Here is a 26,944-nt window from a genome sequence, read left to right on the forward strand (position 1 = left end):
AAAAGCGCACGAAGGCGCGACTTCTCGCCAAGGGAGACCGGCGGCAACGACATGGGCTGGATTCTCCGAATCACCGACAGCCCACAGAATCACGACCAGCGCAATTCGTAAACCGCCGTTAACCCGAGTTCGCAGCCCTGGATCCGGGCCGCCGGCCCTTGACGAACCTCATGATGCCCTCATACGGAACCCTCGCGTGAAAAGACGTCTCGCCGCCTCGCCGGCCGCTTCCGCCCTCCTCCTCGCCCTGGCCTTCGCACCCATCGGCATTCCGGCCGCCGCGGTAGAGCTGGACCCCGTGTCCACCCGGCACGAGCTGGCGTTGCCCGACGGCGCGCTCGCCTACCGGGCCGTCGCCGAGACCCTGCCCGTCCGAGACGCGGCGGGCGAGGCGACCGCCCAGGTCGCGGTGATCTCCTACCTTGCCGAAGGCGCGGAGCCGGGTACGCGTCCCGTCACCTTCGTGTTCAACGGCGGCCCGGGAGCCTCCTCGGCCTATCTCCACCTGGGCGCGCTCGGCCCGCGCGTGCTGTCGACCGGGCCCGACGGCGGCGTTCCGGCGCCGCCTGCGCGCCTGCGGGACAATCCCGATACCTGGCTCGCCTTCACCGACCTGGTGTTCATCGACCCGGTCGGCGCCGGCTACAGCCGGGCGACGGACCCGGGCAGCGACGCGGGCAAGGCGTTCTGGAGCGTCAGCGGCGACCGCGACAGCCTCGCCGAGGTGATCCGCCTGTGGCTGACGCGCAACGCGCGCTGGCAGTCGCCCAAGTTCCTCGCCGGCGAAAGCTACGGCGGCTTCCGGGCGGCCCTGGTGGCGCGCACGCTGCTCGACGAGCAGGGAGTGGCGCTCAACGGCCTTGTCCTGATCTCGCCGGCGCTGGAGTTCTCGACAATCACGACCGGTCCCGCCGACGTCCTGCCCTGGGCGCTGATGCTCCCTTCCATGGTCGCCTCCGCCCGCGCGCAGGGCAGGGGCGAGGCCGGCCCGCCGATCGAGGAGGTCGAGCGCTGGGCACTGACGGACTATCTGACGGGGATCGCGGCCATCGGGCCGTCCGGCCCCGGCCCCGCGTCCGAGGTCGTGGACCGGGTTGCCGGCCTGCTCGGGCTGGAGCGCGACCTCGTGCGGCGGTATCACGGGCGGGTCCCGGCCTGGGTCTTCGCCGAACGCCTGCTCGGCGACACCGGCTATGCACTCAGCCTCTACGACGGCGCGCAGGCCGGCCCGGACCCGCAGCCGGGGCGCAGCGGGCCGGACCCGCAACTCGAAGCGACCAGGGCGCCTTTCTCCACCGCCTACAACGCCTATGTCCGCAACGAACTGCAACTCGACACGGAGGTGCCGTTCCGCCTGCTCGACGAGCGGCCGTCGCGCAACTGGAACTGGGAGGGGGCCAGGGGCGGCCCCGGGCGGATGGACGGGGCGATGGACGACCTGGCCGAGGTGATGGCGCTGACGCCCGGGATCGGCGTGCTGGTCGTGCATGGCCGGACCGACATGGTGACGCCCTACATGGCGTCGCGCTGGCTGCTCGACCGCATCGATCTGCCGGAGGAGATCCGCGCCCATGCCAGCCTGGAGGTGCTGGACGGCGGCCACATGATGTACCTGATCCCCGAGCAGCGGAAGGCGCTGGGCGCCGCGGCGGCGGAGTTCTACCGCGAGCGCACGCCGGTCTCCTGAGCGGGCGCCGTCATGCGTGGTCGGGGGCGGGCGCGGGGGCGGGGAGCCGCTTCTCCATGAACAGGCTCAGCGGGTCGGGTGGGTAGCCCGCGAACGGGCCGCGTTCCACGTACCCCGTCGCCCGGTAGAGCGCGATCGCCTCCGGCTGGTGGATGCCCGTCTCCAGGCACAGCCGGTCCAGCCCTTCCTCCCGCGCCACGGCTTCGAGGAAGGCGAGCAGCCGGCGTCCGAGGCCGAGCCCGCGGGTCTGCGGGCGGACATACATCCGCTTGAGTTCGCCGTATCCCGCCGGGTCGATCCGCAGCGCGCCGCAGCCGACCGGCCGGCCGCCGGCACGCGCGACCGCGAAGCGGCAGTCCGGCGCCGCCAGCGCGGCGACGTCGAGGAGGTGGTTGGATTCCGCCGGGTACAGGCCCGACAGGTAGGCGTCGAGCGCCTCGACCAGGGGTAGGACGTCGGCCCCGTCCGGCGCCTCGATCCCGATCTCGACGTCACCTGCGGTCATCGGCCTTACTCCAGCGGCGCGCCCTGGGCGACCCAGCGGCCGAGCAAGTCGCGCTCCGCCGGCGTCATGCCGGTCAGGTTCGCGAGCGGCATCGCGTCGGTCGCGACGGCCTGGGCGTGGATCGCCTGGGCGAGGGCGGCGATCTGGGCCGGCTGCTCAAGCAGGATGCCCTTGGGCGGCTGGTCGAAGCCCTCCACCGTCGGCCGCGCGGCGTGGCATCCGGCGCAGTGGGTCGCGATCACGGGCCGGACCTCGGCGAAGGCGACGCGCGCCGCCGCGTCGGCGGTCCCCGGCCCCGCGGGACCGGAGCGGGGCGTGGCGACGAAGGCCAGGGCGGCCAGCGCCGCCGCCGCGGCCGGGATCAGCCAGGGCCGGTGCCGGCCGCGGTTCTTGAGGTTGAAGTAGTGGCGGATCGTGATCGACACCGCGAACAGACCGGCGAGGATCGCCCAGTTCCAAGCCGGCGCGAAGGTCGCGGGGTAGTGGTTGCTGATCATCGTGAACAGCACCGGCAGCGTGACGTAGTTGTTGTGGAGCGAGCGCTGCCGGCCCCGCTGGCCGAGGGCGGGATCGGGTGCCCGGCCCTCCTGCATCGCGGCGACGATCCGGCGCTGGTTCGGGATGATCACCATGAAGACGTTGGCGGCCATGATCGTGCCGAGCATGGAGCCGACCATGATGAAGGTCGCGCGGCCGGTGAAGACCTGCGACAGTCCCCAGGCGACCAGCACCGTCCAGGCGAAGATCAGCGCGCCGACCGCGACGTCGTTGCGTCCCTGCAGCCGCCGGCACGCGGTGTCGTAGACCGCCCAGCCCAGCAGCAGCACCGCCAGCGCCAAGCCCACGCCCGCCACCGGGGACAGGCCGGAGCCGGGCCGCACGAGCCATGTCCCGGCCCCGGCGAAATAGATCAGCGCCAGCAGGCTGAAGCCCGAGATCCAGGTCGCGTAGGCCTCCCACTTGAACCAGTGCAGCGCGTCCGGCAGCCGGGCCGGCGCGACGAGGAACTTCTGCATCTGGTAGAAGCCGCCGCCATGGACCATCCAGACCTCGCCATGGACGCCCTCCCTGGCCTCGGCCGGCGGCCGCAGCTGGTTCTCCAGCCAGATGAAGAAGAAGGACGTGCCGATCCAGGCGATCGCGGTGGCGACGTGGATCCACCGAAGGGCGAGGTTAAGCCATTCCGAGAGCGTGGCGTCCATGGTCATCCGTGCCGCTGGGGTCATCCGTGCCGCTGGGGAAGTCCCCGCCGGGCAACGGTCCATCCGTTGCGGGTCGGCAAAAGGTAGATGGAAACGCGAAGCGCCATCAAATTGTTTTTGGGACCGGGAACCCGGCCGAAATCGCGCTGGAGGTGCCGACAGCGGATGATATAATGTAACGTCTGCTTCCGCTTAAGATCGATCGTTCATGTCCGCTTCCCATGCGCACGACCACAGCCGGTGCATCAACGACGCGCTCGCCGCCGCCGACGCGGTGTGCGCCGAGCGCGGCGTGCGCCTGACGGAGATCCGACGGCGCGTCCTGGAGCTGGTGTGGCAGTCCCACCGCCCGGTCGGCGCCTACGACCTGCTCGACCGGCTGGCGTCGGAGGGGCGGCGGGCCGCGCCGCCTACCGTATACCGGGCGCTCGACTTCCTGATGGAGCACGGGCTCGTCCATCGCATCCATTCGCTGAACGCCTTCGTGGGCTGTGCCTGGGCCGGCGAGGGGCATTCGGCCAACTTCATGATCTGCTCGGGTTGCGGCGAGGCGGTGGAGTTCGACGGGACCGGCCTGACCGAAGCGATCGGCCGCATCGGCGCGGGGCACGGCTTCCGGGTCCGCTCGCAGGTGGTCGAGGTGATCGGCCGCTGCGCCGGATGCGCCGGGGAGGCGGGGCATGGCTGACGGCTCGGCCGCGATGCCGGAACTGGTCCGGCTCGAGGGCGTCGGCGTCCGCCTGGGCGAACGCGCGGTGCTGGAGGGGATCGACCTCGCGGTCCATGCCGGCGAGGTGGTGACGGTGCTCGGGCCGAACGGGGCCGGCAAGACCACGCTCGCCCGCGTCGTCCTCGGCCTGCAGCGGCCGGCGGCGGGCCGCGTCGTCCGCCGGCCCGGCCTCAGGATCGGCTACGTGCCGCAGCGGCTGACGGTCGACCCCGTGCTGCCCCTGACGGTGGAGCGGCTGATGACCCTGACCGGCCGGGCGCCGCGCGCCGACGTGCTGGCCGCCCTCGACGAGGTCGGCTGCGCGCGGCTCGCGCGCCAGGCGGTCGACACGCTGTCGGGGGGCGAGCTGCAGCGGGTGATGCTGGCGCGCGCGCTGCTGCGCCGGCCCGACCTGCTCGTCCTCGACGAGCCGGCCCAGAACGTCGACGTGCTCGGCCAGGCCGACCTCTACGACCTCATCGCCGGGATCAGGCGCAGCCACGGCTGCGGCGTCCTGATGATCTCCCACGACCTCCACGTCGTGATGGCGGCGACCGACCGGGTGATCTGCGTCAACGGCCATCTCTGCTGCTCCGGCACGCCGGAGGCGATCAGCCGCGATCCCCGCTACCTGTCGCTGTTCGGGGCCGCCGCGGCGCACAGCCTCGCGGTGTACCACCACGCGCACGGACACCGGCACGCGACCGACGGCAGCGTCGAGCCGATCGGCGCCTGCGGGCACGACCATGGCCACGGCCACGCGCACGCTCACGAGCCCCACGTCCATGGGGCCCATGCCCATGGGGAGGAGGGTCGGTGATGCCGGGCGCCTTCCTGCTCGACGATTTCCTGCTGCGCGCCCTTCTCGGCGGCGTCGGCGTCGCCATGGCGGTCGGCCCGCTCGGCTGTTTCGTGGTGTGGCGCCGGATGGCCTATTTCGGCGACACGCTCGCGCATTCGGCCCTGCTCGGCGTCGCGCTGGGCTTCCTGCTGGCGATCGACCTCACGGTCGGGATCGTCGCGACCTGCGTGGCGCTCGCCGTCGTCATCGTCCTGATGCAGGAGCAGCGGCGCTGGTCGACGGACACGCTGCTCGGCCTGCTGTCCCACTCCGCGCTGGCGATCGGCCTCGTCATCATCAGCGTGATGGACGGCGTGCGCATCGACCTGATGGGCTACCTGTTCGGCGACATCCTCGCGGTCGGCCGGGCCGACCTGGCGTGGATCTGGTCGGGGGGCGTGGTGGTGCTGGCCGGGCTCGCGGCGGTCTGGCGCCCGCTGCTGGCGCTCACCGTCCACGACGAGCTGGCGCGCGCGGAGGGCATACCGTCGCTGGCGGTGCGCCTCACCTTCACCCTTCTGCTGGCGGTCGTGATCGCGATCGCGATGAAGATCGTCGGCATCCTGCTGATCACGTCGCTGCTGATCATTCCCGCCGCCGCGGCGCGCCGTTTCGCGACGACGCCGGAAGGCATGGCGGTGGCCGCCTCGATCATCGGCAGCCTCGCCGTGGCCGCCGGCCTGTGGGGCTCACTGAACTTCGACACGCCGTCGGGCCCCTCCGTCGTCGTCGCGGCGCTGCTGATCTTCGTCGCCGTCCAGGCCGCGGGCGCGCTGCTGCGCCCGGCCAGGGGGGCCTGAGGCCTCAGCCCGCGCGCCAGCCGCAGGTGCCCTCGCTCGGGGCGGGCGGGATACCCGCCGGCCCGTGCGCTTCCAGCGCCATCACGGTCGCGACCGTCAGCGGGGTGGGCAGGCGGGTCAGATCGAACCAGCCCACCGCCTCGATCGCCGCCGGGTCCCGGTTGGCGGCGCAGCCATGGGCAAGGGTCGAGAGGAACACGGGCGCCACCCAGTGCACCCCCTCGGTCGCCGAGATCTGATTGACGACGCAAAGCAGGCGGTCCAGGTGGATGTCGAGCCCCAGTTCCTCCTTGATCTCGCGGATGGCGGCCGCCTCCACGGTCTCGAGGAACTCCACCTTGCCTCCGGGAAGGCCCCAATGCCCGGCTTCGGGATCCCGCCTGCGCTTCACCAGCAGCAGGCGCTTCTCGCCGTCGAGCACGAAGGCCCCGACGCCGACCCTCGCTTCGCGCAGTTCGACCATCTCCATTCCCCATTGTCCGCCGGAGCCGTTTCGTCGTCGTCGGCATCATAGCGATGGCGAAGTTGGTCCGCGAATGCCCCTGGCGCAACGCAGTCCCGCGCGAGACTATGGAAAGTCGCCGTGGGCGGAACGGCCGCGCCGCGGAGTCGAAACGGGAGGGCACCGTCATGGAGATCTGGATCACCTTCTTCGGCGTCGTCGCCGTCGGCGGCCTGCTCGTCTTCCTGTTCCAGCGCAGAGGCGGCAGGCGGGATGCCGCCGCGCGCCATTCCCTGGATGAGGCGCCGTCCCTCGATCGCACCCGTCCGGGACGCGACCGCCGATAGCTTCCGGCCCGGCCGCCGGGCCTGCATACGCGGCCGGCGGCCGGGAAGAGAATTCCCGTTGGCAACGGAGTCGCCATATGGAACTCTCGTGCCGGCCGCGTGCTGCGGTGCAGCGCGGACGGCGGGACATGAATGAAAAACAATGGGGTAGCTTCATGACGGGACGCACAATCGGCCTCGTGGCGGCGATCCTCGGCCTCGCGGCGGTATCCGCGGGGGCCGTTGCCCAGGACAGGCCCAAGGTCACCCTGGCGATGAGCGGCTGGACCGGTTTCGCCCCGATCACGCTCGCGCAGAAGACGGGGATCTTCGAAAGGAACGGGGTCGACGTCGAGATCGTGAAGATGCCGACCTCGAACCGCCACCAGGCGATGGCGTCGGGGGACGTCCAGGCGATCACGACGACGGTGGACACGCACATCCTGTATGCGTCCTCCGGCGTGCCGGTCACGCAGGTGCTCGTGCTCGACACGTCGTCGGGCGGCGACGGCATCGCCGCGCGCGGCGACATCTCCTCGGTCGCGGACCTGAGGGACAAGTCGGTCGCGGTGCAGTTCGGCGGCGTGCCGCAGTTCTGGCTGGCCTATCTCCTGAAGCAGGAGGGCCTGTCGCTGGAAGACGTGAAGCTGACCAACCTCCAGCCCAAGGACGCGGCCAACGCGTTCGTGGCCGGCCAGTTCGACGCGGCCGTCACCTACGAGCCGTACCTGTCGACCGTACGCGACAGCGGCGCCGGGACCGTCATCGTTACCTCCGCCGAGACCCCGGGCGTGATCGTCGACACGCTGGCCTTCCAGCCGGACTACATCGAGCAGAACCCGGAGGTCGTCGAGGCCATGGTCAAGTCCTGGTTCGAGGCGCTCGACTACATCGAGGCGAACCGGGACGAGGCGTTCGCGATCATGGGCGCGGACGTGAACCAGACGGCCGAGCAGTTCGCGGAGTCCGCCGCGAACGTGTCGTGGTACGGCCGCGAGGCCAACCGGGAATACATGACCGAGACGCTGCCGGCCTTCCTGGAGGAAGCCAACGAGATCATGACGGAAGCAAAGCTGGTCCGCCGGCCGGCCGATACCTCGACCATGATCGACGGCTCCTTCGTGAAGTGAGAATGGCCGCGTCCATCACGCCCCTGCAGCCGGTGTCCCCCGGGCGACGCGTCGCCCTGGGGATCGCCTGCTTCGTCGCCATCGCCGCCGCCTGGGGGGCCGCGACCTTCACCGGCCTCGTGCAGCCGCTGTTCCTGGCGAGCCCCTGGGCGACGCTGGTCGCCGGCTGGGAACTCCTGACGGAGTTCGGGTTCGCCTACGACATCGCGGTCACCATGGGCCGGGTATTCGGCGGCTTCCTGATCGCGGCGGTGGTGGCGGTCCCGCTCGGCATCGCGATGGGCGCCTACAAGGGCGTCGAAGCGTTCTTCGAGCCGGCCGTGTCCTTCGCGCGCTATCTGCCCGCCTCGGCCTTCATCCCGCTGCTGATCCTGTGGTTCGGGGTGGGCGAGGTGCAGAAGCTGGCGGTGATCTTCATCGGCGCGGTGTTCCAGATCGCGCTGATGGTCGCGGTGGCGGTGGGCAGCGTGCGCACCGAGCTGGTGGAGGCGGCCTACACGCTGGGCGCCGGCGGGCGGGGCGTCGTGCTGCGGGTCATGCTGCCGGCGGCGGCGCCCCAGATCTTCGAGACCTTGCGCCTCGTGCTCGGCTGGGCCTGGACCTACGTGATCGTCGCCGAGCTGATCGGCGCGTCCAGCGGCATCGGCTTCATGATCATCGACGCGCAACGCTTCCTCGACACCGGCCAGATGATCTTCGGCATCTTCGTGATCGGGGTCATCGGCCTCGTCTCCGACTTCCTGTTCAAGCGCTTCAACGAGCGCGTCTTCGCCTGGGCCGCACCGTGAGCAAGCTCGTCGTCGAGGGCGTCGCCCGGGTGTTCCCCCCGGCCCGGCGCAACGCGGCCCCGGTCGTGGCGCTGCAGCCGACCGACCTGAAAGTCGCCGACAACGACTTCATCACGATCCTGGGGCCGTCCGGCTGCGGCAAGTCGACCCTGCTCAGGATCGTCGCCGGGCTCGACCGGCCGAGCGAGGGGCGCGTGCTGCTCGACGGGGCGCCGGTGGCGGGGCCGGGGCCCGACCGCGGCATGGTGTTCCAGAGCTACAGCCTGTTCCCGTGGCTGAGCGTGCGCGACAACGTCTGCTTCGGGCTGAAGGAGAAGGGCGTTTCCAAGGCCGAGCGGCGGGAGGTCGCCGACCGTTTTCTCGATAAGGTGGGCCTGCGGGCCTTCGCCGACCATTACCCCCGCACGCTGTCGGGCGGCATGCGCCAACGCGCGGCGCTCGCCCGCGCGCTCGCCAACGACCCGTCGGTGCTGCTGCTGGACGAGCCGTTCGGCGCGCTCGACCACCAGACGCGAGCGCTGATGCAGGAACTCCTGCTGGGCATCTGGGAGGCCGACCGCAAGACGGTGCTGTTCGTCACCCACGATATCGACGAGGCGATCTTCCTGGCGAGCCGCGTCGTGGTGATGACGGCGCGGCCGGGCCGGATCAAATGCGACGTCGCGATCGACCTGCCGCATCCCCGCGACTACCGCGTCAAGACCAGCCCGGCCTTCGCCGACTACAAGGCGATGCTGACGGAAGAGATCCGGGTCGAGACGATCAAGGCCGACCGGATGGAGACGGGCTGAACGGAGACGGGCTGAAGCGCTGCCGCTTCGGCCTCAGGCGTCCCCCGTCCGTTCGACGCCGGGCGGCCGCCCGGCGTCGCCTCCCTTCCAGTCCCGAAACATGCCCTGGAGCAGCGTCTCCAGCGCGTCGGCGAGCACCTGCTGCTGAACCTCGGTCAGGGCGGCGATGCGCGCCGCGAGATCGCGCCGCGGATCGCGCCGGAGCAGGTCGTGGCCGGCCGGCGACGGCGCCAGCAGGTCCGCCCGCCGGCTCCTCGGGTTGTCGGTGCGCACCAGCAGCCCCTTCTCGACCAGCGTTCGCACCGTGCGGGCCACGGGCCCGAGATTCATCCCCTGGAACCGCGCGAGCGACGCCGTCGTCCGGTTCTGGGCCGGCGCCTCGGCGAAGTAGCGCAGGGCCGACCATTGGGCCGGGTAGAGCCCTTCCGCATGCCCGGCCGAATGGATCAGGCGCGACGCCTGCTCCAGCAGGGCGGCGATGCTGGTGGCCGAGACCCGTTTCGCCATGTCCGAGCCCTCGTGACGGAGGTTCGAGATGCGAACCGGCCGGTCGCTTCCGTCGCGGAAAAGGGCTGCGAAGGACGGGGCTCCGGACGCTTCGGGGAGCGAGTATGATCCTGCTTTCTGAGGCGATCAAATCACGACTTTTGCTACCGTAAAGAATTCATCCGAATTTTCGGAAAATCGATACTGACATTCGGGTGCCTGCCGGTGACGTTCCGTTTACCATTGTTGCCGGATTCTTCCGTGTGAGCGCGGTCCCGCATCGCGCACGGCACGGAGTTTCGCGTGAAGCACCAGGCGTCCTGGCTGCACGGAGCAGCCGTCTACCAGATCTGCCCGCTCACCTTCGCCGATGCCGACGGCAACGGCCTCGGCGACATCGACGGCATACGGCGCCGGCTCGACCACGTTGCCGGGCTCGGCGTGGACGCGCTGTGGCTGACGCCCTTCTACGCCTCGCCTTTCGAGGATTTCGGCTACGACGTCGCCGACCACCGCGCCGTCGATCCGCGCCTGGGCACGCTCGACGACTTCGACCGTCTGGTCGCCGAGGCGCATGCCGCCGGCCTGAAGGTGCTGCTGGACCTCGTCTGTGGCCATACCTCGACTGCGCATGCCTGGTTCCAGTCCAGCCGGCAGTCGAAGGAGGGGCCGCAGGCGGACTGGTACGTCTGGGGCGACCCCCGCGCGGACGGCTCGCCGCCCAATAACTGGCTGTCCGTCTTCGGCGGTCCGGCCTGGTCGTGGGACCCGGCGCGCCGGCAGTACTACCTCCATCATTTCCTGGCGAGCCAGCCGACGCTGAACCTGCGGGCCGAGGGAGCGCTCGACGCCGTGCTCGGCAACGCGGCGTTCTGGCTGGAGCGGGGCATAGACGGCTTCCGCATCGACGCGGTCGACTTCCTGATGCGCGATCCGCTGCTGCGCTCCAACCCCCCGGCCGCCGATCCGCCCGCGGCGATCCCGATCAAGCCTTTCGGCCTCCAGCGCCACGTCTACGACATGATGCACGGCGACATCCCCGGCGTGCTCGGGCGGCTCAGGTCGCTGGTCGACCGCCATCCCGGACGGGTCCTGGTCGGCGAGCTGTCGAGCCAGCCCGGCCATGTGGACCGCATCGCGCGCTACACGGCGGAGCGCGGGCTGCACGCCGCCTACACGCTCGGCCTCGCCAAGGCGGAGTTCGCCCCGGAAGCCTTCCGCGCGGCCCTGATGGCGGCGGCGGCGGGCACGACGTGCTGGAGCTTCAGCAACCATGACGTCGAGCGCGCCGTCAGCCGCTGGCTGCCGCCCGGTGCCGATCCCGCGCATTTCGCGCGCTTCCTGGCACTGCTGGCGTGCTGCCTGCCCGGCCTGGTGTGCATCTACCAGGGAGAGGAGCTGGGCCTGCCGCAGGCGACGCTGGACCGCGACCGCCTACGCGATCCCTTCGGCCTCGCCTATTGGCCGCAGTTCCCCGGCCGCGACGGCAGCCGCACGCCGATGCCGTGGAGGTCCGGCGCGCCGCATGCGGGCTTTTCCGAGGGCGAGCGGCCCTGGCTGCCCGTTCCCGAGGAGCATCACGCGCTGGCGGCCGACCGGCAATCGGGGCGCCCGGGCTCGGTGCTGGAGGCGTGGCGCGCCTGCCTCGCGCTGCGCCGCAGGTATCCCGCGCTCGGCGCCGGGCGGATCGGCCTGGTCGACGAGGACGGCCCGGTGCTTGCGTTCGAGCGCGCAGAGGGCGAGGAGCGGCTGTTCTGCGCCTTCAACCTGTCGATGACGGGGGCCGACTTCGCGCTGCCGGCCGACGGCCGCTTCGAGCCCGTCGAGATCCCGCTGCCCGGCCTTCCCGCCCACGACGTCGGCGTCTCCGGCGGGGACACCGTCCGCCTGCCGCCGCTTGGCGCCGTCGTGCTGCGCCATGTGGGAGCCCCGTGACAAATGGCGCCGGGGCGAGGGCGACGGTTGACCGGGCGCCCTCGCCCTTGCATCAATCCGGCGGCCACAGCGACGCGACACCCAAGGGACGATCGACCATGAGCGACCACCAGACCCCGAACGACACAGCGCAGTCCCGCCTGGACGCCGCCCTTGCCCGTATCGACGCGGTCATCGAGACGGTATCCGGCCGGATCGAGCAATCGCAGCAGGACCGCCGGAGCCTCGCGGCCGAACGCGACAAGGCGGCCGGCGACCTCGCCGAGCTGCGCCGCCGCTACGACGAGCTGCAGGCGAAGGCCGAGCATGCGGCGACGCGCATCGACGCGCTGGTGGCCATCGTCGAGCGGACGCTTCTCGACGGCCCGGCCGCGGCGGCGCAGCCCGCCGGCGAACAGCAGCAGCCCGAAGGCCATCACGACGGGCACCATAACGGTCATGACGGCAGCCATCACGGCGGCGATTTCCACCACCACGACCACCACCACGGCCACTGAACCCGGGCCGTAGCCCCCGGGCCGGTTTGCCGGTCCGGGGGAATCTTGCTAACGTTGCCCTCCCCCGGGGGACCGGGCCCGGAACGCAGGAGGACGACCCTATGGACGAACGCAGCCGGATCGAGCTGGAGGCCGCCGCTTTCCGCGGCCTGGTCGAGCATCTGCGCAAGCGCACCGACGTCCAGAACATCGACCTGATGAACCTCGCCGGCTTCTGCCGCAACTGCCTGACCAAGTGGTATGCCGCCGCGGCCGACGAACGGGGAGTGGAGCTTGCCCCCGAGGAGGCGCAGGTCGCGGTCTACGGCATGACGACGGCGGAATGGAAGGCGAAGCACCAGACCCCGGCGAGCGAGGAGCAGAAGCGCCGCTTCGAGGAGACGAAGCCGATGCACGCCGAGATCAGCGGCCACAAGGGTTGAGCCCACCCCGGACGCCGGCCGGCCGCTCGGCCGCGGACTGCTTCGCGCCGGATGCCGGGACGCTGCGCGTCGATGCCGCGATCGCGGCCCTGGTCGGCGCGGTGGACTGCCGCCTCGGCACGGAGACGGTGCCGCTGCACCGCGCCCGCGGCCGGGTCCTGGCCGCTCCCGTCGTCTCCGCCCGGCCGGTGCCGCCGCACGACAACTCCGCCGTCGACGGCTATGCCGTGAGCGCCGGCGACCTCGACGCCGACGGCGAGACGAGGCTGCCGGTGTCCGCCCGGATCGCGGCCGGCCATCCTCCCGAGGGGCCGCTCGCCGCCGGGACGGCCGCGCGTATCTTCACCGGCGCCGTGCTGCCCGCCGGCGCCGACACGGTCGTGCCGCAGGAAGCCTGCCGCACGGACGGCGGGGCGGTCGTGCTGCCGGCGGGGGTCCGGCGGGGGGCCAACAGGCGCCAGGCCGGCGAGGACGTGCGCGCAGGCGATACGGTGATCGTGCCCGGGACGCGGCTGCGCGCCCAGGAGGTCGGCCTTGCCGCCGCGGTCGGGCTGGACCGGATCGAGGTGCGCCGCCGCCTGCGGGCGGCCGTGTTCTCCACGGGCGACGAGATCCGGGAACCGGGCGCCGAAGCGCCGCCGGGATGCATCTACGACAGCAACCGCCATGTCGTCTCGGCCCTGCTGGACGGGCTGGGAGTGGAGGTCACCGACCTCGGCATCCTGCCCGACCGCTTCGACGCCGTGCGCGACGGGCTCGCCGCGGCTGCCGCGGGCCACGACCTGATCGTCACCTCGGGCGGCGTTTCCACCGGCGAGGAGGACCACGTCAAGGCGGCCGTCGGTCTGCTCGGCGGGCTCCATTTCTGGCGCATCGCCGTCCGCCCGGGCCGCCCGCTGTCGGTCGGGCTGGTCGGGGACGTCCCGTTCGTCGGGCTGCCCGGAAACCCGGTCGCGGCGATGGCGACCCTCCTGATGGTCGTGCGGCCCATGGTCCTGAAGCTGGCGGGCGCCGTTCCGGAAACCCCGCTTCCCGCACGCGTGCGGGCCGGCTTCGACTTCCGCAAGCGGGTCGGCCGCCGGGAATGGCTGCGCGCGCGCCTGGGCCCGGGCGGGGACGGCGTTCCGGTAGCGCAGCGGTTCCCCTCCGAGGGGTCCGGCATCCTGACCTCCATGGTATGGGCGGACGGCCTCGTGGACCTGCCCGAGGAGCTTGCGGCGGTCGCCGTGGGCGATCTCGTCGACTTCGTGCCGTTTCGCGACCTGACGGGCTGAGCATCGTCAGGAACGCGGCGGGGCGTGCGCTGTTGGCGCAGCCATGTCCATGCGCGACAGGCGCGCGACAGGCGCGCGACGAAGGTCGAGGGAGGGGCGGACTTGTACGATTGCCTCGTGGTCGGGGGCGGCCCTGCCGGCCTGACCGCCGCGGTGTATCTCGGCCGGTACCGGCGTAAGGTCGTCGTGGTCGACGCGCATGAGAGCCGGGCCGCCTGGATCCCCCTGTCCCACAACATGGCCGGGTTTCCCGAAGGCATCACCGGCATCGACCTGTTGACCCGCATGCGCGTCCATGCCGAGCGCTACGGCGCCGAATTCACGACGGGCACCGTGGAGGTGCTGGAGCGGACCGGGCGCGGGTTCGCCGCCTCCCTCGGCGGGGGCGGCCGGCTGGAAGCCGCGACCGTGATCCTCGCGACCGGCGTCGTCGATCTGGAGCCGGAGCTGCCGGACCTCTACCAGGCGGTCCAGCGCGGGCTGATCCGCCACTGCCCGGTCTGCGACGCCTACGAGGTCGTGGGCGACCGCATCGCCGTGATCGGCCATGGCGCCGACGCGCTCGGCGAGGCCCTGTTCCTGCGCACCTACAGCGACGACGTGACGATGCTGACGCTGGGCCGGCCGATGGAGCTCACGCCGGAAGAGCGGCGGCTGATGGCTGAGGCCGGCATCAGCGCGCTCGAGGCAGCCGTCGCGAAGGTCGCCGTACGCGAAGGGCGCATCGCCGCCGTCGAGCTCGCCGACGGCAAGACCCATGCCTTCGACACCCTGTACTCCGCCCTCAGCACCATGGCCCGCAACGGCCCGGCGGCCAGCCTCGCCGCCGCGATGGCGGCGGACGGCAGGCTGGTCGTCGACGAACACCAGCGCACCAGCGTGCCCGGCGTGTTCGCGGCCGGAGACATCGTGGATGGGCTCAACCAGATCGCCGTCGCCACCGGCCAGGCCGCGATCGCCGCGACGACCATCCACAACGACCTGCGCAACGGCAGGCTACCGGCGCCTGTTGACCCCGCATGACGAGCGGTCGAGGTGAGGACATGGACGACAAGCCCGAGAAAATGACGCCCGGCGATGAGGCGATGCCGGGGACCGACGGCACCGGCGAGGACGTCTGCCCCGATTGCACGGGCAGCGGGCGGATCGACGGACGCCAATGCCCGAACTGCGGCGGGACGGGCCGCATCGTCGAGGGCATCGGGGGTGGCTGACGGGTCGCTTTAGGGGCGGCCCCAGAACTCCTCGCCCGGCGTGCCGGTGAAGTCGGTGGCGTCGCAGAACTCTCCGCTGCTGCGGATGAGGCGGCACAGCGCCTCGGCCGACGCCGCGTCGGGCAGCGGGCCCGCCTTGAGGCGGTAGAAGGTGCCGCGCCCATCCCCGAAGTCGATGCCGACGACCCGGGGCGCCAGCGTGCCGAGCTGGTCCGGGAAGCGTGCGAGAAGACGCCGCCATCCGTCGCCGACCTGCTTCGGTTCGCGATAGGAGGCGAGGTGGAGCGCATGGCCGCCCACCGCCCGCGTCGGGTCCAGGGGATCGGGCCCGGCAGGGGGAGCGGCGCCGGGCGAAACCGTGCCGGGAAGAGCCGAGAGCTGCGCCAGCAAATCCCGGATGTCGCCCTCGATCCGGACGAACCGGTCCACGCCGGGCTGCATGGACGCGAGCTGGGCGCGCAGTTCCGCGACGTCGCGCTCCAGCCGCTCCAGCCTCTCGGCCAGCGCTTCCTCCTGCGGCGGATCGGTGGCCGGCGTCGCGGCGCAGCCGGCAAGGGCGGCGGCAAAGGCGGCGGCCAGCAGGGCCCGATGCATCATCTTCCTCGCGCCGCGTCGGCGATTGTTGGCGGGAACCGTGCCGGTCATGATAGAAGGGATTAACCCCTGGGGGAATCCCCGCGCTCCGCGGGCGGGAGTGCCGGACATGGATGCAGGCTGGTGGACGAGGCTGATGGGTGGCGCGCTGTGCGCGGCCTTGCTTCTCGCCGCGCCCGCGAAGGCCGCCGGCACGCCGCCGATTCCCGATGAGATGCGGGCGCTGGCGGACACGGTGCTGGCCCGGCTGTCCAAGGAGCTGGCCGCCTCGGACCTGCGCGCGGCAAGCTTCGGGGTCGAGGCCCTGGTGATCGATCCGCAGACCGGAGGCAAGCCGCCCCAGCCGCTGGGCATGGTCGAGCGGCGGGCGCCGCCGCAGGCCGAGGTTCGGCAGTCGCGGGCGCCGTATCCGGGGCGCAAGCCGACGCCCGCCGGTCTCGATGCGGTGGCACGCGCCTTCGTCGAGCGGATCGGGGCCGCCTATCGCGAACCGGCGCCGGCACTCGTGGCCGAGCATCCGCAGCCCGTCCTCACGAACTCGGGCCCGGCAGCCGTTCCTCCGCGATGATGTCGGCCGCGACGGTGCCGACCCAGTGCCGGATGTTGTGGTGCGCGGTGGCGGCCGGCGGCAGCCTCATGCCCTTCGCCTCCGCACGCTTCGACCAGCGGCGGCGGGTCGGGTAGTCGGCCGACCACAGGAAGTTCAAGGCCGTGGTCTCGACCGCCGTGCCGGCCCGGGACGGGGCTTCGCGGACATCGGCCGGGTGGCGTTCCAGCCGGGTTTCTTCGGAGCGCGCGGTCTCGCCCAGCGCGCGGGCGACCACGGCGCCGTATGTGCGGCTCGCCGGCCGGGCCCAGGCGCGCCCGTCCTCCGCCTCCCGCTCCTGGTCACGCCAGAACGCATCCTCCGGGTCGGCGGAAGGATCTTCCGCGTCCTCGCCGAGGTCGTAGCCCGAGGCCAGAAGCAGGGAGCGGGCGAAGGCAACCGTTTCGCGCGGGAGGCCGAGGATGGCCGCCACCTCCGCGTCGTCGCAGCCGCCCTTGGCGCGGACGATCAGGATGCCGACGTTGCGTATGCCGCCAGCGCCCGTATCGGGATCGTAGGCGAAGAAGTCGAGCAGGGGCAGGACCTTTTCGGGATCGTCGTAGGTCCCGTCGGGCACGCTCAGCCGGAAGCGGTCGGCCAGCACGACGGCAAGCGCCTTCTGGTCGTTGCTGACGCTCGCAGCGGGGCGCGCTGCCTTGCGCGACATGATGAGCCTCCCGGCTGGTACGGACGAGCCTGGGCCGCATTAACCGATTCGCAATGATGGAACACGAACGAATCAGCCAAGGCAAGCGATAGTTTGTGTACTTTTGATGAATTCTGCACCAGATTTGGTGCTTGCCGGCCGTATTCCAAGGGGGCGGCCGCCAAGGCCGGGGCATGGGCATGTGACAACTGCGCGCCGGTGCCGGACGGCGCGTTCTCTGCGGTTGCCCAGCCGCCCCGAATGTCTTAATCCCGTCGGCGGGTGGTCCTTCAGCCGCCGCCCCCTCCAGCCTGGACCCGGGAATGACCGCGAGCGTACCCGCTACCCCGCACACCATAGCCGTCTACAATCACAAGGGCGGCGTCGGCAAGACGACGACCTCCCTCAACCTCGCGGTCTGCCTGGCCGCCGCCGGCCATCGCTGTCTGCTCGTCGACATCGACCCGCAGCAGAGCAGCACGTCCATCCTCTCGCGCTCGGGCGCTTCGCCGAACCTCGTCGACGTCATCAAGAAGACGGCCGTGATCGAGGATGCGGTCCACGAAACCTTCGTCAGGAACCTGTCGATCATCCCGTCGACCCGGTCGCTAACACTGCTGGAGAGCGGTCTCGACGACCGGGTCAGGCCGAACCAGGGGCTGCGGACGCTCCTGTCCTTCTCGGACCGGGCGTTCGACTTCATCGTGATGGACTGCCCCCCGGCGATGGGGATGCTGTCGCTCAACGCGCTGGTGGCCGCGGACTCCGTCGTCGTGCCGACGACTTCCGGCGCCTTCTCGGTGCACGGGGTCCAGCGCACGGTCGAGACGGTGAACGCGCTGCGCGGCGGCCTCAGCCCTGGCCTCGTCGTCAACGGCATCCTGCTGTCGCTGTTCGAGGGCACGCAGCGCGACCTGCAGACGGTCCGCGACCTCGGCAACCAGTTCCCGGGGCTGCTCTACCGCAACCGCATCCGCTTCGACCACGAGGTGCAGAAGGCGGAGGTGAAGCGGCTGCCATCGTGCCTGCACAGCATCGGCACCGCCGCGACGCAGGACTACCTGCATTTCACGGCCGAGCTGCTCGGCCGCATCCACCGCATGCGCCGGCTTCCCGACCAGGACTTCTCCCACGAGGAGACGATCCGGCGCATGGCCGCCGCCCTCGGCGAGCCGGGGTTCGCGGACCTGTCCGCGCGTGCTTCCGCCGACAGCGCGGCGGACGGCCCGGATGAGGACCCGGTATCCGCGACGGCCAAGCCGGGCAGGTTCCGCCGGTCCAGCCGGGCCGCGGCCGCGGCGGCCCTGTTCGCGGCCGGTTTCCTGTGCGGCGGCGCGCTGACCTACTGGCTCGGCCCTCAGATCGGCATGGCGCCACTCGCCGCCGCCGCCCAGGACCCGCCGGCGCGCTGACCCGCAGGCGAATAGGGGGTATATCGCCCCGTCGCGCTTCCACCGGCCCATAATGTTCTCTATATGTTCCGTTCGGATCCGAAGCAGCGGAGCAGTCCCTTGACCGATGCCGACACCCGAATGCCGGACCCGGGAGAAGAAGCCCCGGGGCGGGCGCTGCGCCCGGAGAACCTCGACGGCTTCATCGGCCAGCGCACCCTGCGCGACAACCTCGCGGTCTTCATCGCAGCCGCCCGCGAGCGGACGGAAGTTCTCGACCATGTGCTGCTGTCCGGGCCTCCGGGCCTCGGCAAGACGACGCTGGCCCGTATCGTCGCGCACGAGATGGAGGTCGGGTTCCGGCCGACCTCCGCCCCCGCGATCGTGCGGCCCGGCGAGCTTGCGGCGCTGCTTGGAGCGCTGCGGCCGAACGACGTGCTGTTCATCGACGAGATCCACCGCTTGGCGCCGGCGGTGGAGGAGATCCTCTACACCGCGATGGAGGACTTCCAGCTCGACCTGATCGTCGGCGAGGGACCGTCGGCCCGCTCGATCCGCATCGACCTGCCGCCCTTCACCCTGGTAGGCGCGACGACGAGGGCCGGATCGATCAGCCGGCCGTTGCGCGAGCGTTTCGGCATCCCGCTGCATCTCGAGTTCTACGACCAGGCCGAGCTGGAACTGATCGCGATGCGGGCGGCGGCGCTGCTGGGGTTCGAGGTGACCGCGGACGGGGTCGCCGAGATCGCCTGCCGCTCGCGCGGGACGCCGCGGATCGCCAACCGGCTGCTGCGGCGGGTGCGGGACTTCGTGACCCTGGCCGGCTACCCCTACATGACCGGCGAGGCGGCGGCGAACGCCCTGGACCGCCTGGGGGTCGACCGTCTCGGGCTCGACGCGATGGACCGCCGTTACCTGAGGCTGCTCGCGGACGGCTTCGGCGGGGGGCCGGCCGGCGTCGAGACGCTGGCCGCGGCGCTGGGCGAGCAGCGCGACGTGCTGGAGGAGGTCGTCGAGCCCTTCCTGATCCAGCGCGGCCTGATCCAACGCACGCCGCGCGGCCGCGTGCTGGCGGAGGGCGGGTGGCAGGCGGCCGGACCCGGAACGGCGGCGCGCGACGCCGCGTGAGGCCGCCCGTTCGCCAGGCGACGACGTCTCAGTAGGCGACGACGTCGAGGAGCCAGCAGTCGACCAGGCGCTGCGCCAGCGCCGTGCAGGCGGCCTCGGCGCCCCGGCGGTCGAGCGGACCGAAGGACAGGGTGAAGCGGGCCGGATCGCCCACGGCCGGGAACACGAAGGGAGCGTAGCGGGCGAGCAGCGGGATCGAGGCCGACAGGCGGCTCCATTCCGCGCGCGCTCGCTCGGGGTCGGCGTGCTCTCCCAGGCGGGCGAGCAGCAGGCCGGGAGCAGCCCCGCCGAACGCGTAGTCGTGCACGCCGGCGACCGGCAGCAGGGCATCGGCGTCGAGCGTGACGCTCGCGATCGTGTCGGAAGCGAAACGCAGTTTGCCTGCCTGCACGTCGAGCAGGCTCAGCACCGTGCCGGGCTCCATCTTGACCGGCACGCGTTTGCCGTCCCGCAACGCCATGCCGCTCACGGCCCGGCGGACCACGTGCGAGCCGCGCAGGACGCCGTCGGGCGCCCAGCGGGCCCGCGACACCACGGCCACGGTGCCGGTGGCCTGGCGCGGGGCGTAGATCGACCGCAGGACGCCGCTGGGCACGTAGCCGACGCCGCCGGCCGCGACGATCTCGGTGAAAGGGCGGCCGCGCGGCGCGCCGAGCGCCATGACCACGCTGCCTTTCGCGAGCTTTGCCGCTACCGGCGCCGCAGCATCGGGAGCGAGGCGGACCTCCACGTCCCGGTCCAGCAACGCCTCGCCCGAGGTGACCGCCTGCGCGAAGGCCGCGCCGGCCGCGAGCACGATGGCGAGCGCGAGCGCGGCCGCGAACGGCCGGCTCATCGCCGCGTCTCCGGAACCCTTGCCGTCAAGCCGGGTCGGCCCGGGCCGGGCGGCAGGTAGAGCAGGGGAGAGATGGCGGGGCGGAGGACCGCCGCCGGCTGCTGCACGGCCGGCACCGGGACGGGATGCGTCGGCGCGGCGGCCGGGGCCTGCGTCGCGGGCGGGACGGCGGGTGTGGCGGTGGGTGGAGGCGTGGACAGGGCGGGCGCCGCGACCGCCGGAGCCGCGGGGACGAGGGACACGGGCGGGCCTGCCCGGCGCTCCTCGGCGCGGGCGGGAGCGGACGTCAGCGCCGCCGCGAACAAGGCGGCCGCGAGAAAGCCGGTGTGGAGCGCTGCGGGCCGTGCATCGGCCATGGCGGGTCGTCGTCGCTTTCCTGGATGCGCGGTCGATCGACCTTAGGGAGCCGTGCTTAACAAAACCTTTCCGAGCGGGCCCGCAAGGATCATGCTATGGGCGCCACGACGCGTCGGGGAGGATGGAATGCAGTTTGTCGAGGTCAAGGGCAGGAAGGTTCCGGCACTCGGCTTCGGGACCTACGGGCTCGACGGCGACGAGGCGGAGCGGATGGTGCGCACGGCGCTCGACATCGGCTATCGGCACATCGACACGGCGCGTTCCTACGGGAACGAGGCCGCGGTCGGCAGGGCGCTCCGCCGGTCGGGAGTGGCGCGCGACGAGATCTTCCTTACCACCAAGGTCTGGCACGACAGCCTGGCCTACGAAGCGGTGCTGAGCTCGGTGGAGGCATCGCTGCGCGACCTCGACACCGACAGGGTCGACCTGCTGCTGGTCCACTGGCCCAACCGCGCGGTGCCGCTGGCGGCGACGCTGCACGCCTTCGAAGACCTCCGGGACGAAGGCAAGGTCGGCGCGATCGGCGTCAGCAACTTTCCGGTCGCGCTGCTGCGCGAGGCGGTGGAGGAGATCGGGGCCGATCTCCTGTGCGATCAGGTCGAGTACCATCCGCTGCTGTCCCAGACGCCCGTGCTCGGTTACCTGCGACGGCACGGCATGATGCTGACCGCGTACAGCCCGCTCGCCCAGGGGCGCGTCGCGAACAACCCCGTCCTTGCCGAGGTCGGGCATCGGCATGGCAAGTCGCCGGCCCAGGCGGCTCTGCGCTGGCTGCTCGACCAGCCGGGCGTCGCCGCGATCCCGAAGTCGGGGAGCGAGCGCCGCGCGCGGGAGAACTTCGAGGTGTTCGACTTCACGCTCACCGACCGCGACCGCCGGGAGATCGACCGCCTGCAGGGCGACGGCCGTCTCGTGAACCCCGGCTGGGCGCCCGATTGGGATGCCTCTTGACGAGCGGGCCTCCGGTGCGCAGGTTTCCGGGATGCACGGCATGATGACGAAGATCGCATTGGTGGCGGCAGTCCTGGCCGCGACCGGACTCCACGGCGAGGCCAGGGCTCAGGTCCGCGAGCAGATCCGGGTCGTCGGCTCCTCGACGGTCTTTCCGTTCACGACCACGGTGGCCGAGCGCTTCGGCCGCAATACCGTGTTCCGGACGCCGGTGATCGAGGCGACGGGGACCGGCGGCGGCATTCGGCTGCTGTGCTCCGGCATCGGCGCCCGCCACCCCGACATCGCCAACGCCTCGCGACGGATCAAGCCTTCGGAACTGGCCGATTGCGAGGCGGCCGGCATCGCCGGCGTGACGGAGGTCAAGATCGGGTACGACGGCATCGTGCTCGCCAGCTCCCGGGCGTCCGAACCCATCGACGTCACGCGCGAGCAGCTCTACCTGGCCCTGGCGCGCCAGGTCCCGCAGGACGGGGCGATCGTCGAGAACCCCTACCGGCGATGGAGCGACATCGATCCTTCGCTGCCCGACAGCCTCATCCAGGTCTACGGCCCACCGCCCACCTCGGGTACCCGGGACGCCTTCGTCGAGCTGGTGATGGAGGAGGGCTGCGCCGCCTTCGAGGAGGTCCGGGCCCTTCCGGAGGAGGAGCGCGAGGCCGTATGCGCGCAGCTGCGCGAGGACGGCGCCTTCGTCGAGGCGGGCGAGAACGACAACCTGATCGTGCAGCGCCTCAGCGCCAATCCCGACGCCTTCGGCATCTTCGGGTACAGCTTCCTCGAGCAGAACGCGGACGTTCTCCAGGGGGCGGCCATCGGCGGGGTCGAGCCGAGCTTCGAGAACATCGCGGAGGGGCACTACCCCGTGGCCCGCTCGCTGTATCTCTACGTGAAGAAGCCCCATGTCGGGCCGATCCCCGGCATCGAGGACTTCCTCGCGGAACTCGTCAGCGACGCGGCGATGGGCGAGGAGGGATACCTCGCGGACAAGGGGCTCATTCCGCTGCCCGATGAGGAACTGGCCCTGGTCCGGGAGAGGGTACGGGCGCTCGAGCCCCTGCGGTCCGCGGATCTGCGTTCCTGAGCGTCGCGGGCAATCGCACGCGCACCGTCGTCCCGACGCCCGGACGGCTTTCGAAGGTGATGCTGCCGCCGTTCAGCTCGACCAGCGACTTGGTGACGTAGAGGCCGATCCCGCTGCCCTCCGGCACGGAGTCGGGCTCCGCCCCCGGTTCCGGGGCCAGGCGGAAGAAGGGCTGTCCGATCCGCTCCAGGTCCTCCTGGCGCATGCCGATGCCGGTGTCCTGGACCATGATCTCCAGCATGCCGTCGGCGTCTTCCGCCAAGCGTGCGGAAAGCATCGCCTCGCCGCCGGCCTCGCCGTACTTGACCGCGTTGGACAGGAGGTTGAGCAGGATCTGCCGGACCGCACGCTCATCGGCCCACAGCGGCGGAAGGCCCGCGGGGATGTCGGCGGTCACCGAGATGCCGCGCATCCGGGCCTCGGGTCCGACGAGGCGCCGCACCCCCTCCGCGACCGAAGCGAGGTCGACCTGGCCGGGATGGGTCTCGACCTTTCCGGTCTCGATCCTGCCGATGTCGATCAGGTCCGACACGAGGTCGAGGAGATGGCGCCCGCTCGCGAGGATGTCGGTCGCGTATTCCGCATATTTCGGATGGCCGGCCGGGCCGAACAGCTCGCCCCGGATCATCTCGGCAAACCCCATGACGGCGTTGAGCGGCGTGCGCAGCTCGTGGCTCATATGGGCGAGGAACTCCGACTTGGCCCGGTTGGCGGCATCCGACTTCCGCCGGGCGGTCTCCATTTCCGTCACGTCCAGCATGAACGCGCAGACCGTGCCGGGCTGGTCCGCCATGGGCCGGCAGGCGAGGCGCAGATGCCGGCACCGTCCGGCGGGAAAGGCGTAGGTCTCCTGGAGATCGACGGGGGAGCCGGCACGGGCGCGGTCCAGATCGGCGTGGATGCGCGCGTAGAAGTCCCGCCCGGTCGCGTCGGCGAACGGACGCCCCACGACGTCCTCGCGCCGGCAGGAGAACCAGGCCTCGAACTCTCGGTTCGCGTAGCCGAGGCTGAGGTCCGGCCGGACGAGCGCGACCGCGGCCGGAAGCAGGTCGGCGGCGCGGCCGGCATCCTCCATCCGCACCCGCAGGACGTGGAGCATCTGGCACACCCCGCCGGCCGCGTCGCGTATCGGATGCCGTGCCACCTCGACCGGCATGCGGCTGCCGTCGGACCGGCGGAGCAGCGCCTGCATCCTGTCGGCCCATGGACGTGCCGAGGCCGGCCCGGAGGACGGTTCCAGCAGATCCATGGGTCGGCCGCGAAGCGCTTCCGCCGGCCAGCCGGTCAGGGCGGCAAAGGCGGGGTTGACGTAATCGATCGCGGATGCGCTACCCTCGTCCCCGGCGGTTTGCGCGGCGACGACGACGGCGTCCGGCGACTCCCCGAACACGAGTTCAAAAGTTTTCCCGGAAGCCGCCATGTGACGAGAAACCTCGGAAGGGTCGCTCCTTCTACCCGAAAGAGACCTAAACAGGTATTCAGAAATTCGCAAGATCTCCGCTCCTTCGGTCCCCTGACATTTGGCCGAGGGGGAGCCCCCGGTCCTGGATGAACATTGTGGCAGTGAACTATTTCCGAGGCTTGGCCGATGCCGGGCGCGAAACCCTGCGCAAGGCGGGAAGCTCGGCCACCCGTCTCCTGGAAAGCGAGCTGCGGCTCGGCGTGACGGGTCTGCGCCGGTCCGGCAAGACCGTCTTCGTCACGGCGCTGGTCGACAACCTGCTGCGCGCCGGCAGGCTGCCGTTCCTCGACGTCGTCGCGACCGGCCGCTACAGGGCGGCGCGCCTTCAGCCCCAGCCCGACTGGGCCGTTCCGCGCTTCGACTACGAGCGCCATCTGGCGGACCTGACCGGGCCGCAGCCCCGGTGGCCGACTCCGACGCGCGCGGTCAGCGAAGTGAGGCTGGCGCTCCGGTACGAGCCGTCCTCCCTGGTCCGCAGACGCCTGCAGGCGGTCTCCACGCTGACGCTCGACATCATCGACTACCCCGGGGAATGGCTGCTCGATCTCGGCCTGCTGGAACGGGACTTCGCGCGCTGGTCGGCCGAGACGCTGGCGCTCGCGCGCCGCGGCGCCAGGGCCGGACTGTCCGGCCGCTGGCTGGAGGAGCTCGACCGCCACGATCCGGCGGCGGGAGCCGGGGACGAGACGGTGCGGCGCCTCGCGGCGCTCTATACCGACTATCTGAAGGCATGCCGCGACTCGACCGCGCATCTCAGCCTGCTCCAGCCGGGGCGCTTCCTGGAGCCGGGAGAGCTGGAGGGAGCGCCGGTACTGGCCTTCTGCCCGGTGCCGGAGCCGACCGGCCGGCCGGCGCGCGGGTCGCTGCGCGCGGTGATGGAGCAGCGGTACGAGGCCTACAAGCGCACTGTGGTCCGGCGTTTCTTCGCCGATCACTTCTCCCGGCTGGACCGCCAGGTCATCCTGGTCGACCTGCTGGGAGCCCTGCAGGCCGGCCCGGACGCGGTGGAGGACATGCGTGCGGCCTTGACGGAGACGCTGGGCGCGTTCCGGCACGGCCGATCGACCTGGCTGTCCGGGCTGCTGGGCGGACGCATCGACCGGGTGCTGTTCGCGGCCACCAAGGCGGACCACGTCGCGGCCGACCAGCATCCGCGCCTGCGCGCCCTGCTCGAGGAGTTCGTCGACGAGCGGCGCCGGGCCATGCGCTTCGAGGGGGCGGAGGTGGGCACGATGGCGGTCGCGTCGGTGAAGGCGACGGAGACGGTCGCGACCGATCATGACGGCCAGCAGGTCGCCTGCGTCAAGGGCATCCCCACCGGCCGCGACCGGCCGACGGTGCTCTATCCGGGCGAGCTTCCGCAGGCGCTGGGCGATCTGGAGGGCGACTGGGCGGGCCGGTTCTCGTTCCTCGACTTCCAGCCGCCGCCCGGGCTGGGCCGGGACGGCCGCGGGCTCGCCAATGTCCGCCTGGACCAGGTGCTTCAATTCCTGATCGGGGATCGCCTCGCATGACCGGTTCCGACCGCCCCGTCTCCCGGCCCGCCCCCCAGCCTGCGCCGGCACCGCCGCGCACGCCACGCGAATTCGAGCCGGCCCTCGCCCGGCCGGTGCCGGCCGAACTGGAGGCCGGCGCGGAGGGAAGCTCCGGGAACCTGCCCGAGCCGCCGGCCCCGGCCGCCGCAGGCACGCCGAGGCGCTGGGGGTGGCGCCTCTTCGGCTGGTCGGCGGCCGGGCTGCTCGCGGTCGCGGTCGGCTTCGACCTCGCCGGCCTCCTGGCGGCGGCGTGGGCGGTCGGCCCCTGGCTGGGCGGCATCGTGGGGACCCTGCTGGTCGCCGCCGTGGCGGGGCTGGGGACCCTGACCGCCCGCGAGGCGCTGGCGCTCGGCCGGATCGCGCGGATCGACGAGCTGCGCCAAGCCGCGGATGCCGGGCGCGCGGATCTTGCGGGAGCGGTCGCGGCGCTTTACCGCGGCCGGCCCGACCTGGCGCAAGCCCTGGCCGAGCTGGACCGGCATGCGAGCGACGCCCTCGACGCCGGAGAGCGCCAGGACCTTGCGGAACGCGTCCTGCTGCGACCGCTGGACGGGCGGGCCTACCGCCTCGTCGTGGCGGCGGCCCGGGACACCGCGATCGGCACGGCGCTCAGCCCGGCGGCGCTCCTGGACGTCGTCCTGGTCGCGTGGCGCAACCTGCGCCTGGTGCGCGAGGTGGCGGCCCTCTACGGCGCCCGGCCGGGCTGGCTCGGCAGCATGCGGCTGCTGCGCCGGATGCTCGCGAACCTGACCGTCGCCGGCGTCGCCGAGGGCGGGAGCGACTTCGCGGTCGAGGCGCTGGGCGGCACGTTGGCGGCGGCCCTGTCCGCCCGGGTCGGCCAGGGGCTCCTCAACGGGATGCTGACGGCGCGCGTCGGCCTCGTCGCGATGCATCTGTGCCGGCCGCTGCCCTTCGCCGAGGGCGAGAAGCCCAGCCTCGGCCGGATCCGCCAGGAACTGCTGCGCGTTCCGCGCCTGGTACTCTGACCCGCCTCACGCCCAGAGCAGGAAGGCGACGAGTGCCAGGACCAGGACGAGCAGGACCACCAGCGTGATCCAGGTTGTCCGCAGCCGGCCGGTAGAGTCGATCGTGGAGCGGGGAGCCTCGCCGGGGACGGCCTCCGCCGCCTGATGCCCGCGGCCCATCGGCTGCTCGGGGGAGGTTCCTTCCTTCGTCCGGGGCATGATGCCTCCTCAGTGCTCGTTGCGGTCCCGCGCGCGGCGGGCGGTTTTCCCGGCGTCCTGGCGCTCGTCGCCGCCACGGGCGCCTGCGCCGCTGATGCCGCTGTCCGCCAGCGGGGACGACGCGCCGGGCTCGGTCCCGGAC

31 protein-coding genes are annotated in these 26,944 nt (G+C 71.8%); 21 read left to right on the forward strand and 10 right to left on the reverse strand.

Features of this window, described 5'->3' with window-relative positions; all coding sequences use genetic code 11:
* Nucleotides 1-196 precede the first annotated feature (196 nt).
* A complete protein-coding gene (locus VGO20_RS16205) occupies nt 197-1,687 on the forward strand; it encodes a S10 family peptidase (protein ID WP_327503413.1) in 1,491 nt (496 codons plus the stop codon).
* Nucleotides 1,688-1,697: 10 nt separating this feature from the next.
* Here the strand turns inward: VGO20_RS16205 and VGO20_RS16210 are convergent, their stop codons facing one another.
* Both VGO20_RS16210 and VGO20_RS16215 read right to left on the reverse strand, forming a co-directional pair.
* The gene (locus VGO20_RS16210; RefSeq protein WP_327503414.1) at nt 1,698-2,192 is read right to left on the reverse strand and encodes a GNAT family N-acetyltransferase; all 495 of its coding nucleotides are present in this window, start codon (nt 2,190-2,192) and stop codon (nt 1,698-1,700) included.
* A gap of 5 nt (nt 2,193-2,197) precedes the next feature.
* A complete protein-coding gene (locus VGO20_RS16215) occupies nt 2,198-3,394 on the reverse strand; it encodes a urate hydroxylase PuuD (protein ID WP_327503415.1) in 1,197 nt (398 codons plus the stop codon).
* Nucleotides 3,395-3,602: 208 nt separating this feature from the next.
* On the opposite strand from VGO20_RS16215, the gene VGO20_RS16220 reads away from it, so the two are divergent.
* Genes VGO20_RS16220 through VGO20_RS16230 form a run of 3 tightly spaced genes read left to right on the forward strand, consistent with a single transcriptional unit; the run spans nt 3,603 to nt 5,744 of the window.
* The gene (locus tag VGO20_RS16220; protein WP_327503416.1) at nt 3,603-4,082 is read left to right on the forward strand and encodes a Fur family transcriptional regulator; all 480 of its coding nucleotides are present in this window, start codon (nt 3,603-3,605) and stop codon (nt 4,080-4,082) included.
* Entirely contained in the window at nt 4,075-4,923 is an 849-nt protein-coding gene (gene znuC, locus VGO20_RS16225; protein WP_327503417.1) for a zinc ABC transporter ATP-binding protein ZnuC, read from the forward strand. The genes VGO20_RS16220 and znuC overlap by 8 nt, the downstream gene beginning before the upstream one ends.
* Nucleotides 4,923-5,744 carry a metal ABC transporter permease gene (locus VGO20_RS16230; protein WP_327503418.1) on the forward strand — a complete coding sequence of 274 codons (822 nt, stop codon included), beginning with the start codon at nt 4,923-4,925 and terminating at the stop codon, nt 5,742-5,744. The genes znuC and VGO20_RS16230 overlap by 1 nt, the downstream gene beginning before the upstream one ends.
* Nucleotides 5,745-5,748: 4 nt before the next feature.
* Here the strand turns inward: VGO20_RS16230 and VGO20_RS16235 are convergent, their stop codons facing one another.
* Complete coding sequence (locus VGO20_RS16235; RefSeq protein ID WP_327503419.1) at nt 5,749-6,213, reverse strand: NUDIX domain-containing protein; 465 nt, start codon at nt 6,211-6,213, stop codon at nt 5,749-5,751.
* Between the two features lie 161 nt (nt 6,214-6,374).
* Here VGO20_RS16235 and VGO20_RS16240 point away from each other — a divergent pair, with 161 nt between their 5' ends.
* The 4 genes from VGO20_RS16240 (at nt 6,375) to VGO20_RS16255 (ending at nt 9,221) form a co-directional block, all read left to right on the forward strand.
* Nucleotides 6,375-6,533, forward strand: coding sequence for a hypothetical protein (locus VGO20_RS16240; protein WP_327503420.1), 159 nt, complete (start codon nt 6,375-6,377; stop codon nt 6,531-6,533).
* A gap of 155 nt (nt 6,534-6,688) precedes the next feature.
* A complete protein-coding gene (locus VGO20_RS16245) occupies nt 6,689-7,642 on the forward strand; it encodes an ABC transporter substrate-binding protein (RefSeq protein ID WP_327503421.1) in 954 nt (317 codons plus the stop codon).
* A gap of 2 nt (nt 7,643-7,644) precedes the next feature.
* Nucleotides 7,645-8,430: an ABC transporter permease gene (locus tag VGO20_RS16250; RefSeq protein WP_327503422.1), complete on the forward strand. Its 786-nt coding sequence runs from the start codon at nt 7,645-7,647 to the stop codon at nt 8,428-8,430.
* The gene (locus VGO20_RS16255; RefSeq protein WP_327503423.1) at nt 8,427-9,221 is read left to right on the forward strand and encodes an ABC transporter ATP-binding protein; all 795 of its coding nucleotides are present in this window, start codon (nt 8,427-8,429) and stop codon (nt 9,219-9,221) included. Before VGO20_RS16250 ends, VGO20_RS16255 begins: the two co-directional genes overlap by 4 nt.
* Before the next feature lie 33 nt (nt 9,222-9,254).
* Here the strand turns inward: VGO20_RS16255 and VGO20_RS16260 are convergent, their stop codons facing one another.
* A complete protein-coding gene (locus VGO20_RS16260; RefSeq protein WP_327503424.1) occupies nt 9,255-9,728 on the reverse strand; it encodes a MarR family winged helix-turn-helix transcriptional regulator in 474 nt (157 codons plus the stop codon).
* A gap of 282 nt (nt 9,729-10,010) precedes the next feature.
* On the opposite strand from VGO20_RS16260, the gene VGO20_RS16265 reads away from it, so the two are divergent.
* From VGO20_RS16265 to VGO20_RS16290, 6 genes are all read left to right on the forward strand, one after another.
* Nucleotides 10,011-11,642, forward strand: a complete 1,632-nt coding sequence (locus VGO20_RS16265) for an alpha-amylase family glycosyl hydrolase (RefSeq protein ID WP_327503425.1) — start codon at nt 10,011-10,013, stop codon at nt 11,640-11,642.
* Nucleotides 11,643-11,740: 98 nt separating this feature from the next.
* The gene (locus VGO20_RS16270; protein WP_327503426.1) at nt 11,741-12,139 is read left to right on the forward strand and encodes a hypothetical protein; all 399 of its coding nucleotides are present in this window, start codon (nt 11,741-11,743) and stop codon (nt 12,137-12,139) included.
* Nucleotides 12,140-12,240: 101 nt separating this feature from the next.
* A complete protein-coding gene (locus VGO20_RS16275) occupies nt 12,241-12,561 on the forward strand; it encodes a DUF1244 domain-containing protein (RefSeq protein ID WP_327503427.1) in 321 nt (106 codons plus the stop codon).
* On the forward strand, nt 12,558-13,835 hold the full coding sequence (locus tag VGO20_RS16280; RefSeq protein ID WP_327503428.1) for a molybdopterin molybdotransferase MoeA: 1,278 nt from the start codon (nt 12,558-12,560) through the stop codon (nt 13,833-13,835). The genes VGO20_RS16275 and VGO20_RS16280 overlap by 4 nt, the downstream gene beginning before the upstream one ends.
* A gap of 102 nt (nt 13,836-13,937) precedes the next feature.
* Entirely contained in the window at nt 13,938-14,858 is a 921-nt protein-coding gene (locus VGO20_RS16285) for an NAD(P)/FAD-dependent oxidoreductase (protein WP_327503429.1), read from the forward strand.
* Between the two features lie 20 nt (nt 14,859-14,878).
* Nucleotides 14,879-15,049, forward strand: a complete 171-nt coding sequence (locus tag VGO20_RS16290; protein WP_327503430.1) for a hypothetical protein — start codon at nt 14,879-14,881, stop codon at nt 15,047-15,049.
* Between the two features lie 9 nt (nt 15,050-15,058).
* Here the strand turns inward: VGO20_RS16290 and VGO20_RS16295 are convergent, their stop codons facing one another.
* Nucleotides 15,059-15,646 carry an SPOR domain-containing protein gene (locus tag VGO20_RS16295; RefSeq protein WP_327503431.1) on the reverse strand — a complete coding sequence of 196 codons (588 nt, stop codon included), beginning with the start codon at nt 15,644-15,646 and terminating at the stop codon, nt 15,059-15,061.
* A 106-nt stretch (nt 15,647-15,752) separates the two neighbouring features.
* On the opposite strand from VGO20_RS16295, the gene VGO20_RS16300 reads away from it, so the two are divergent.
* Complete coding sequence (locus VGO20_RS16300; protein ID WP_327503432.1) at nt 15,753-16,211, forward strand: hypothetical protein; 459 nt, start codon at nt 15,753-15,755, stop codon at nt 16,209-16,211.
* Here the strand turns inward: VGO20_RS16300 and VGO20_RS16305 are convergent.
* Nucleotides 16,174-16,896: a hypothetical protein gene (locus VGO20_RS16305; protein WP_327503433.1), complete on the reverse strand. Its 723-nt coding sequence runs from the start codon at nt 16,894-16,896 to the stop codon at nt 16,174-16,176. The two genes, VGO20_RS16300 and VGO20_RS16305, sit on opposite strands and share 38 nt — an antisense overlap.
* Nucleotides 16,897-17,198: 302 nt before the next feature.
* Here VGO20_RS16305 and VGO20_RS16310 point away from each other — a divergent pair, with 302 nt between their 5' ends.
* Together VGO20_RS16310 and ruvB are read left to right on the forward strand one after the other, a co-directional pair.
* Nucleotides 17,199-18,287 (forward strand): ParA family protein, encoded by a 1,089-nt coding sequence (locus VGO20_RS16310; protein WP_327503434.1) that lies wholly within the window; start codon nt 17,199-17,201, stop codon nt 18,285-18,287.
* Between the two features lie 120 nt (nt 18,288-18,407).
* The gene (gene ruvB / locus VGO20_RS16315) at nt 18,408-19,394 is read left to right on the forward strand and encodes a Holliday junction branch migration DNA helicase RuvB (protein WP_327503443.1); all 987 of its coding nucleotides are present in this window, start codon (nt 18,408-18,410) and stop codon (nt 19,392-19,394) included.
* Nucleotides 19,395-19,422: 28 nt separating this feature from the next.
* On the opposite strand, the gene VGO20_RS16320 is transcribed toward ruvB, so the two are convergent.
* Complete coding sequence (locus tag VGO20_RS16320) at nt 19,423-20,229, reverse strand: hypothetical protein (RefSeq protein ID WP_327503435.1); 807 nt, start codon at nt 20,227-20,229, stop codon at nt 19,423-19,425.
* Nucleotides 20,226-20,585: a hypothetical protein gene (locus VGO20_RS16325; protein ID WP_327503436.1), complete on the reverse strand. Its 360-nt coding sequence runs from the start codon at nt 20,583-20,585 to the stop codon at nt 20,226-20,228. Before VGO20_RS16325 ends, VGO20_RS16320 begins: the two co-directional genes overlap by 4 nt.
* A gap of 127 nt (nt 20,586-20,712) precedes the next feature.
* Here VGO20_RS16325 and VGO20_RS16330 point away from each other — a divergent pair, with 127 nt between their 5' ends.
* Complete coding sequence (locus tag VGO20_RS16330) at nt 20,713-21,537, forward strand: aldo/keto reductase (RefSeq protein ID WP_327503437.1); 825 nt, start codon at nt 20,713-20,715, stop codon at nt 21,535-21,537.
* Between the two features lie 40 nt (nt 21,538-21,577).
* Nucleotides 21,578-22,621, forward strand: coding sequence for a PstS family phosphate ABC transporter substrate-binding protein (locus VGO20_RS16335; protein WP_327503438.1), 1,044 nt, complete (start codon nt 21,578-21,580; stop codon nt 22,619-22,621).
* On the opposite strand, the gene VGO20_RS16340 is transcribed toward VGO20_RS16335, so the two are convergent.
* Nucleotides 22,533-24,041, reverse strand: coding sequence for a PAS domain-containing sensor histidine kinase (locus VGO20_RS16340; protein WP_327503439.1), 1,509 nt, complete (start codon nt 24,039-24,041; stop codon nt 22,533-22,535). The genes VGO20_RS16335 and VGO20_RS16340 overlap by 89 nt on opposite strands.
* Before the next feature lie 128 nt (nt 24,042-24,169).
* On the opposite strand from VGO20_RS16340, the gene VGO20_RS16345 reads away from it, so the two are divergent.
* Nucleotides 24,170-25,597 carry a YcjX family GTP-binding protein gene (locus tag VGO20_RS16345; RefSeq protein WP_327503440.1) on the forward strand — a complete coding sequence of 476 codons (1,428 nt, stop codon included), beginning with the start codon at nt 24,170-24,172 and terminating at the stop codon, nt 25,595-25,597.
* The gene (locus tag VGO20_RS16350) at nt 25,594-26,604 is read left to right on the forward strand and encodes a TIGR01620 family protein (RefSeq protein ID WP_327503441.1); all 1,011 of its coding nucleotides are present in this window, start codon (nt 25,594-25,596) and stop codon (nt 26,602-26,604) included. The genes VGO20_RS16345 and VGO20_RS16350 overlap by 4 nt, the downstream gene beginning before the upstream one ends.
* A 6-nt stretch (nt 26,605-26,610) precedes the next feature.
* On the opposite strand, the gene VGO20_RS16355 is transcribed toward VGO20_RS16350, so the two are convergent.
* Nucleotides 26,611-26,802, reverse strand: coding sequence for a hypothetical protein (locus VGO20_RS16355; protein ID WP_327503442.1), 192 nt, complete (start codon nt 26,800-26,802; stop codon nt 26,611-26,613).
* Between the last annotated feature and the right edge of the window lie 142 nt (nt 26,803-26,944).

Source organism: Arenibaculum sp. (genome assembly GCF_035998295.1).
In the GTDB taxonomy this organism is placed as follows: domain Bacteria; phylum Pseudomonadota; class Alphaproteobacteria; order Azospirillales; family Azospirillaceae; genus DASYHS01.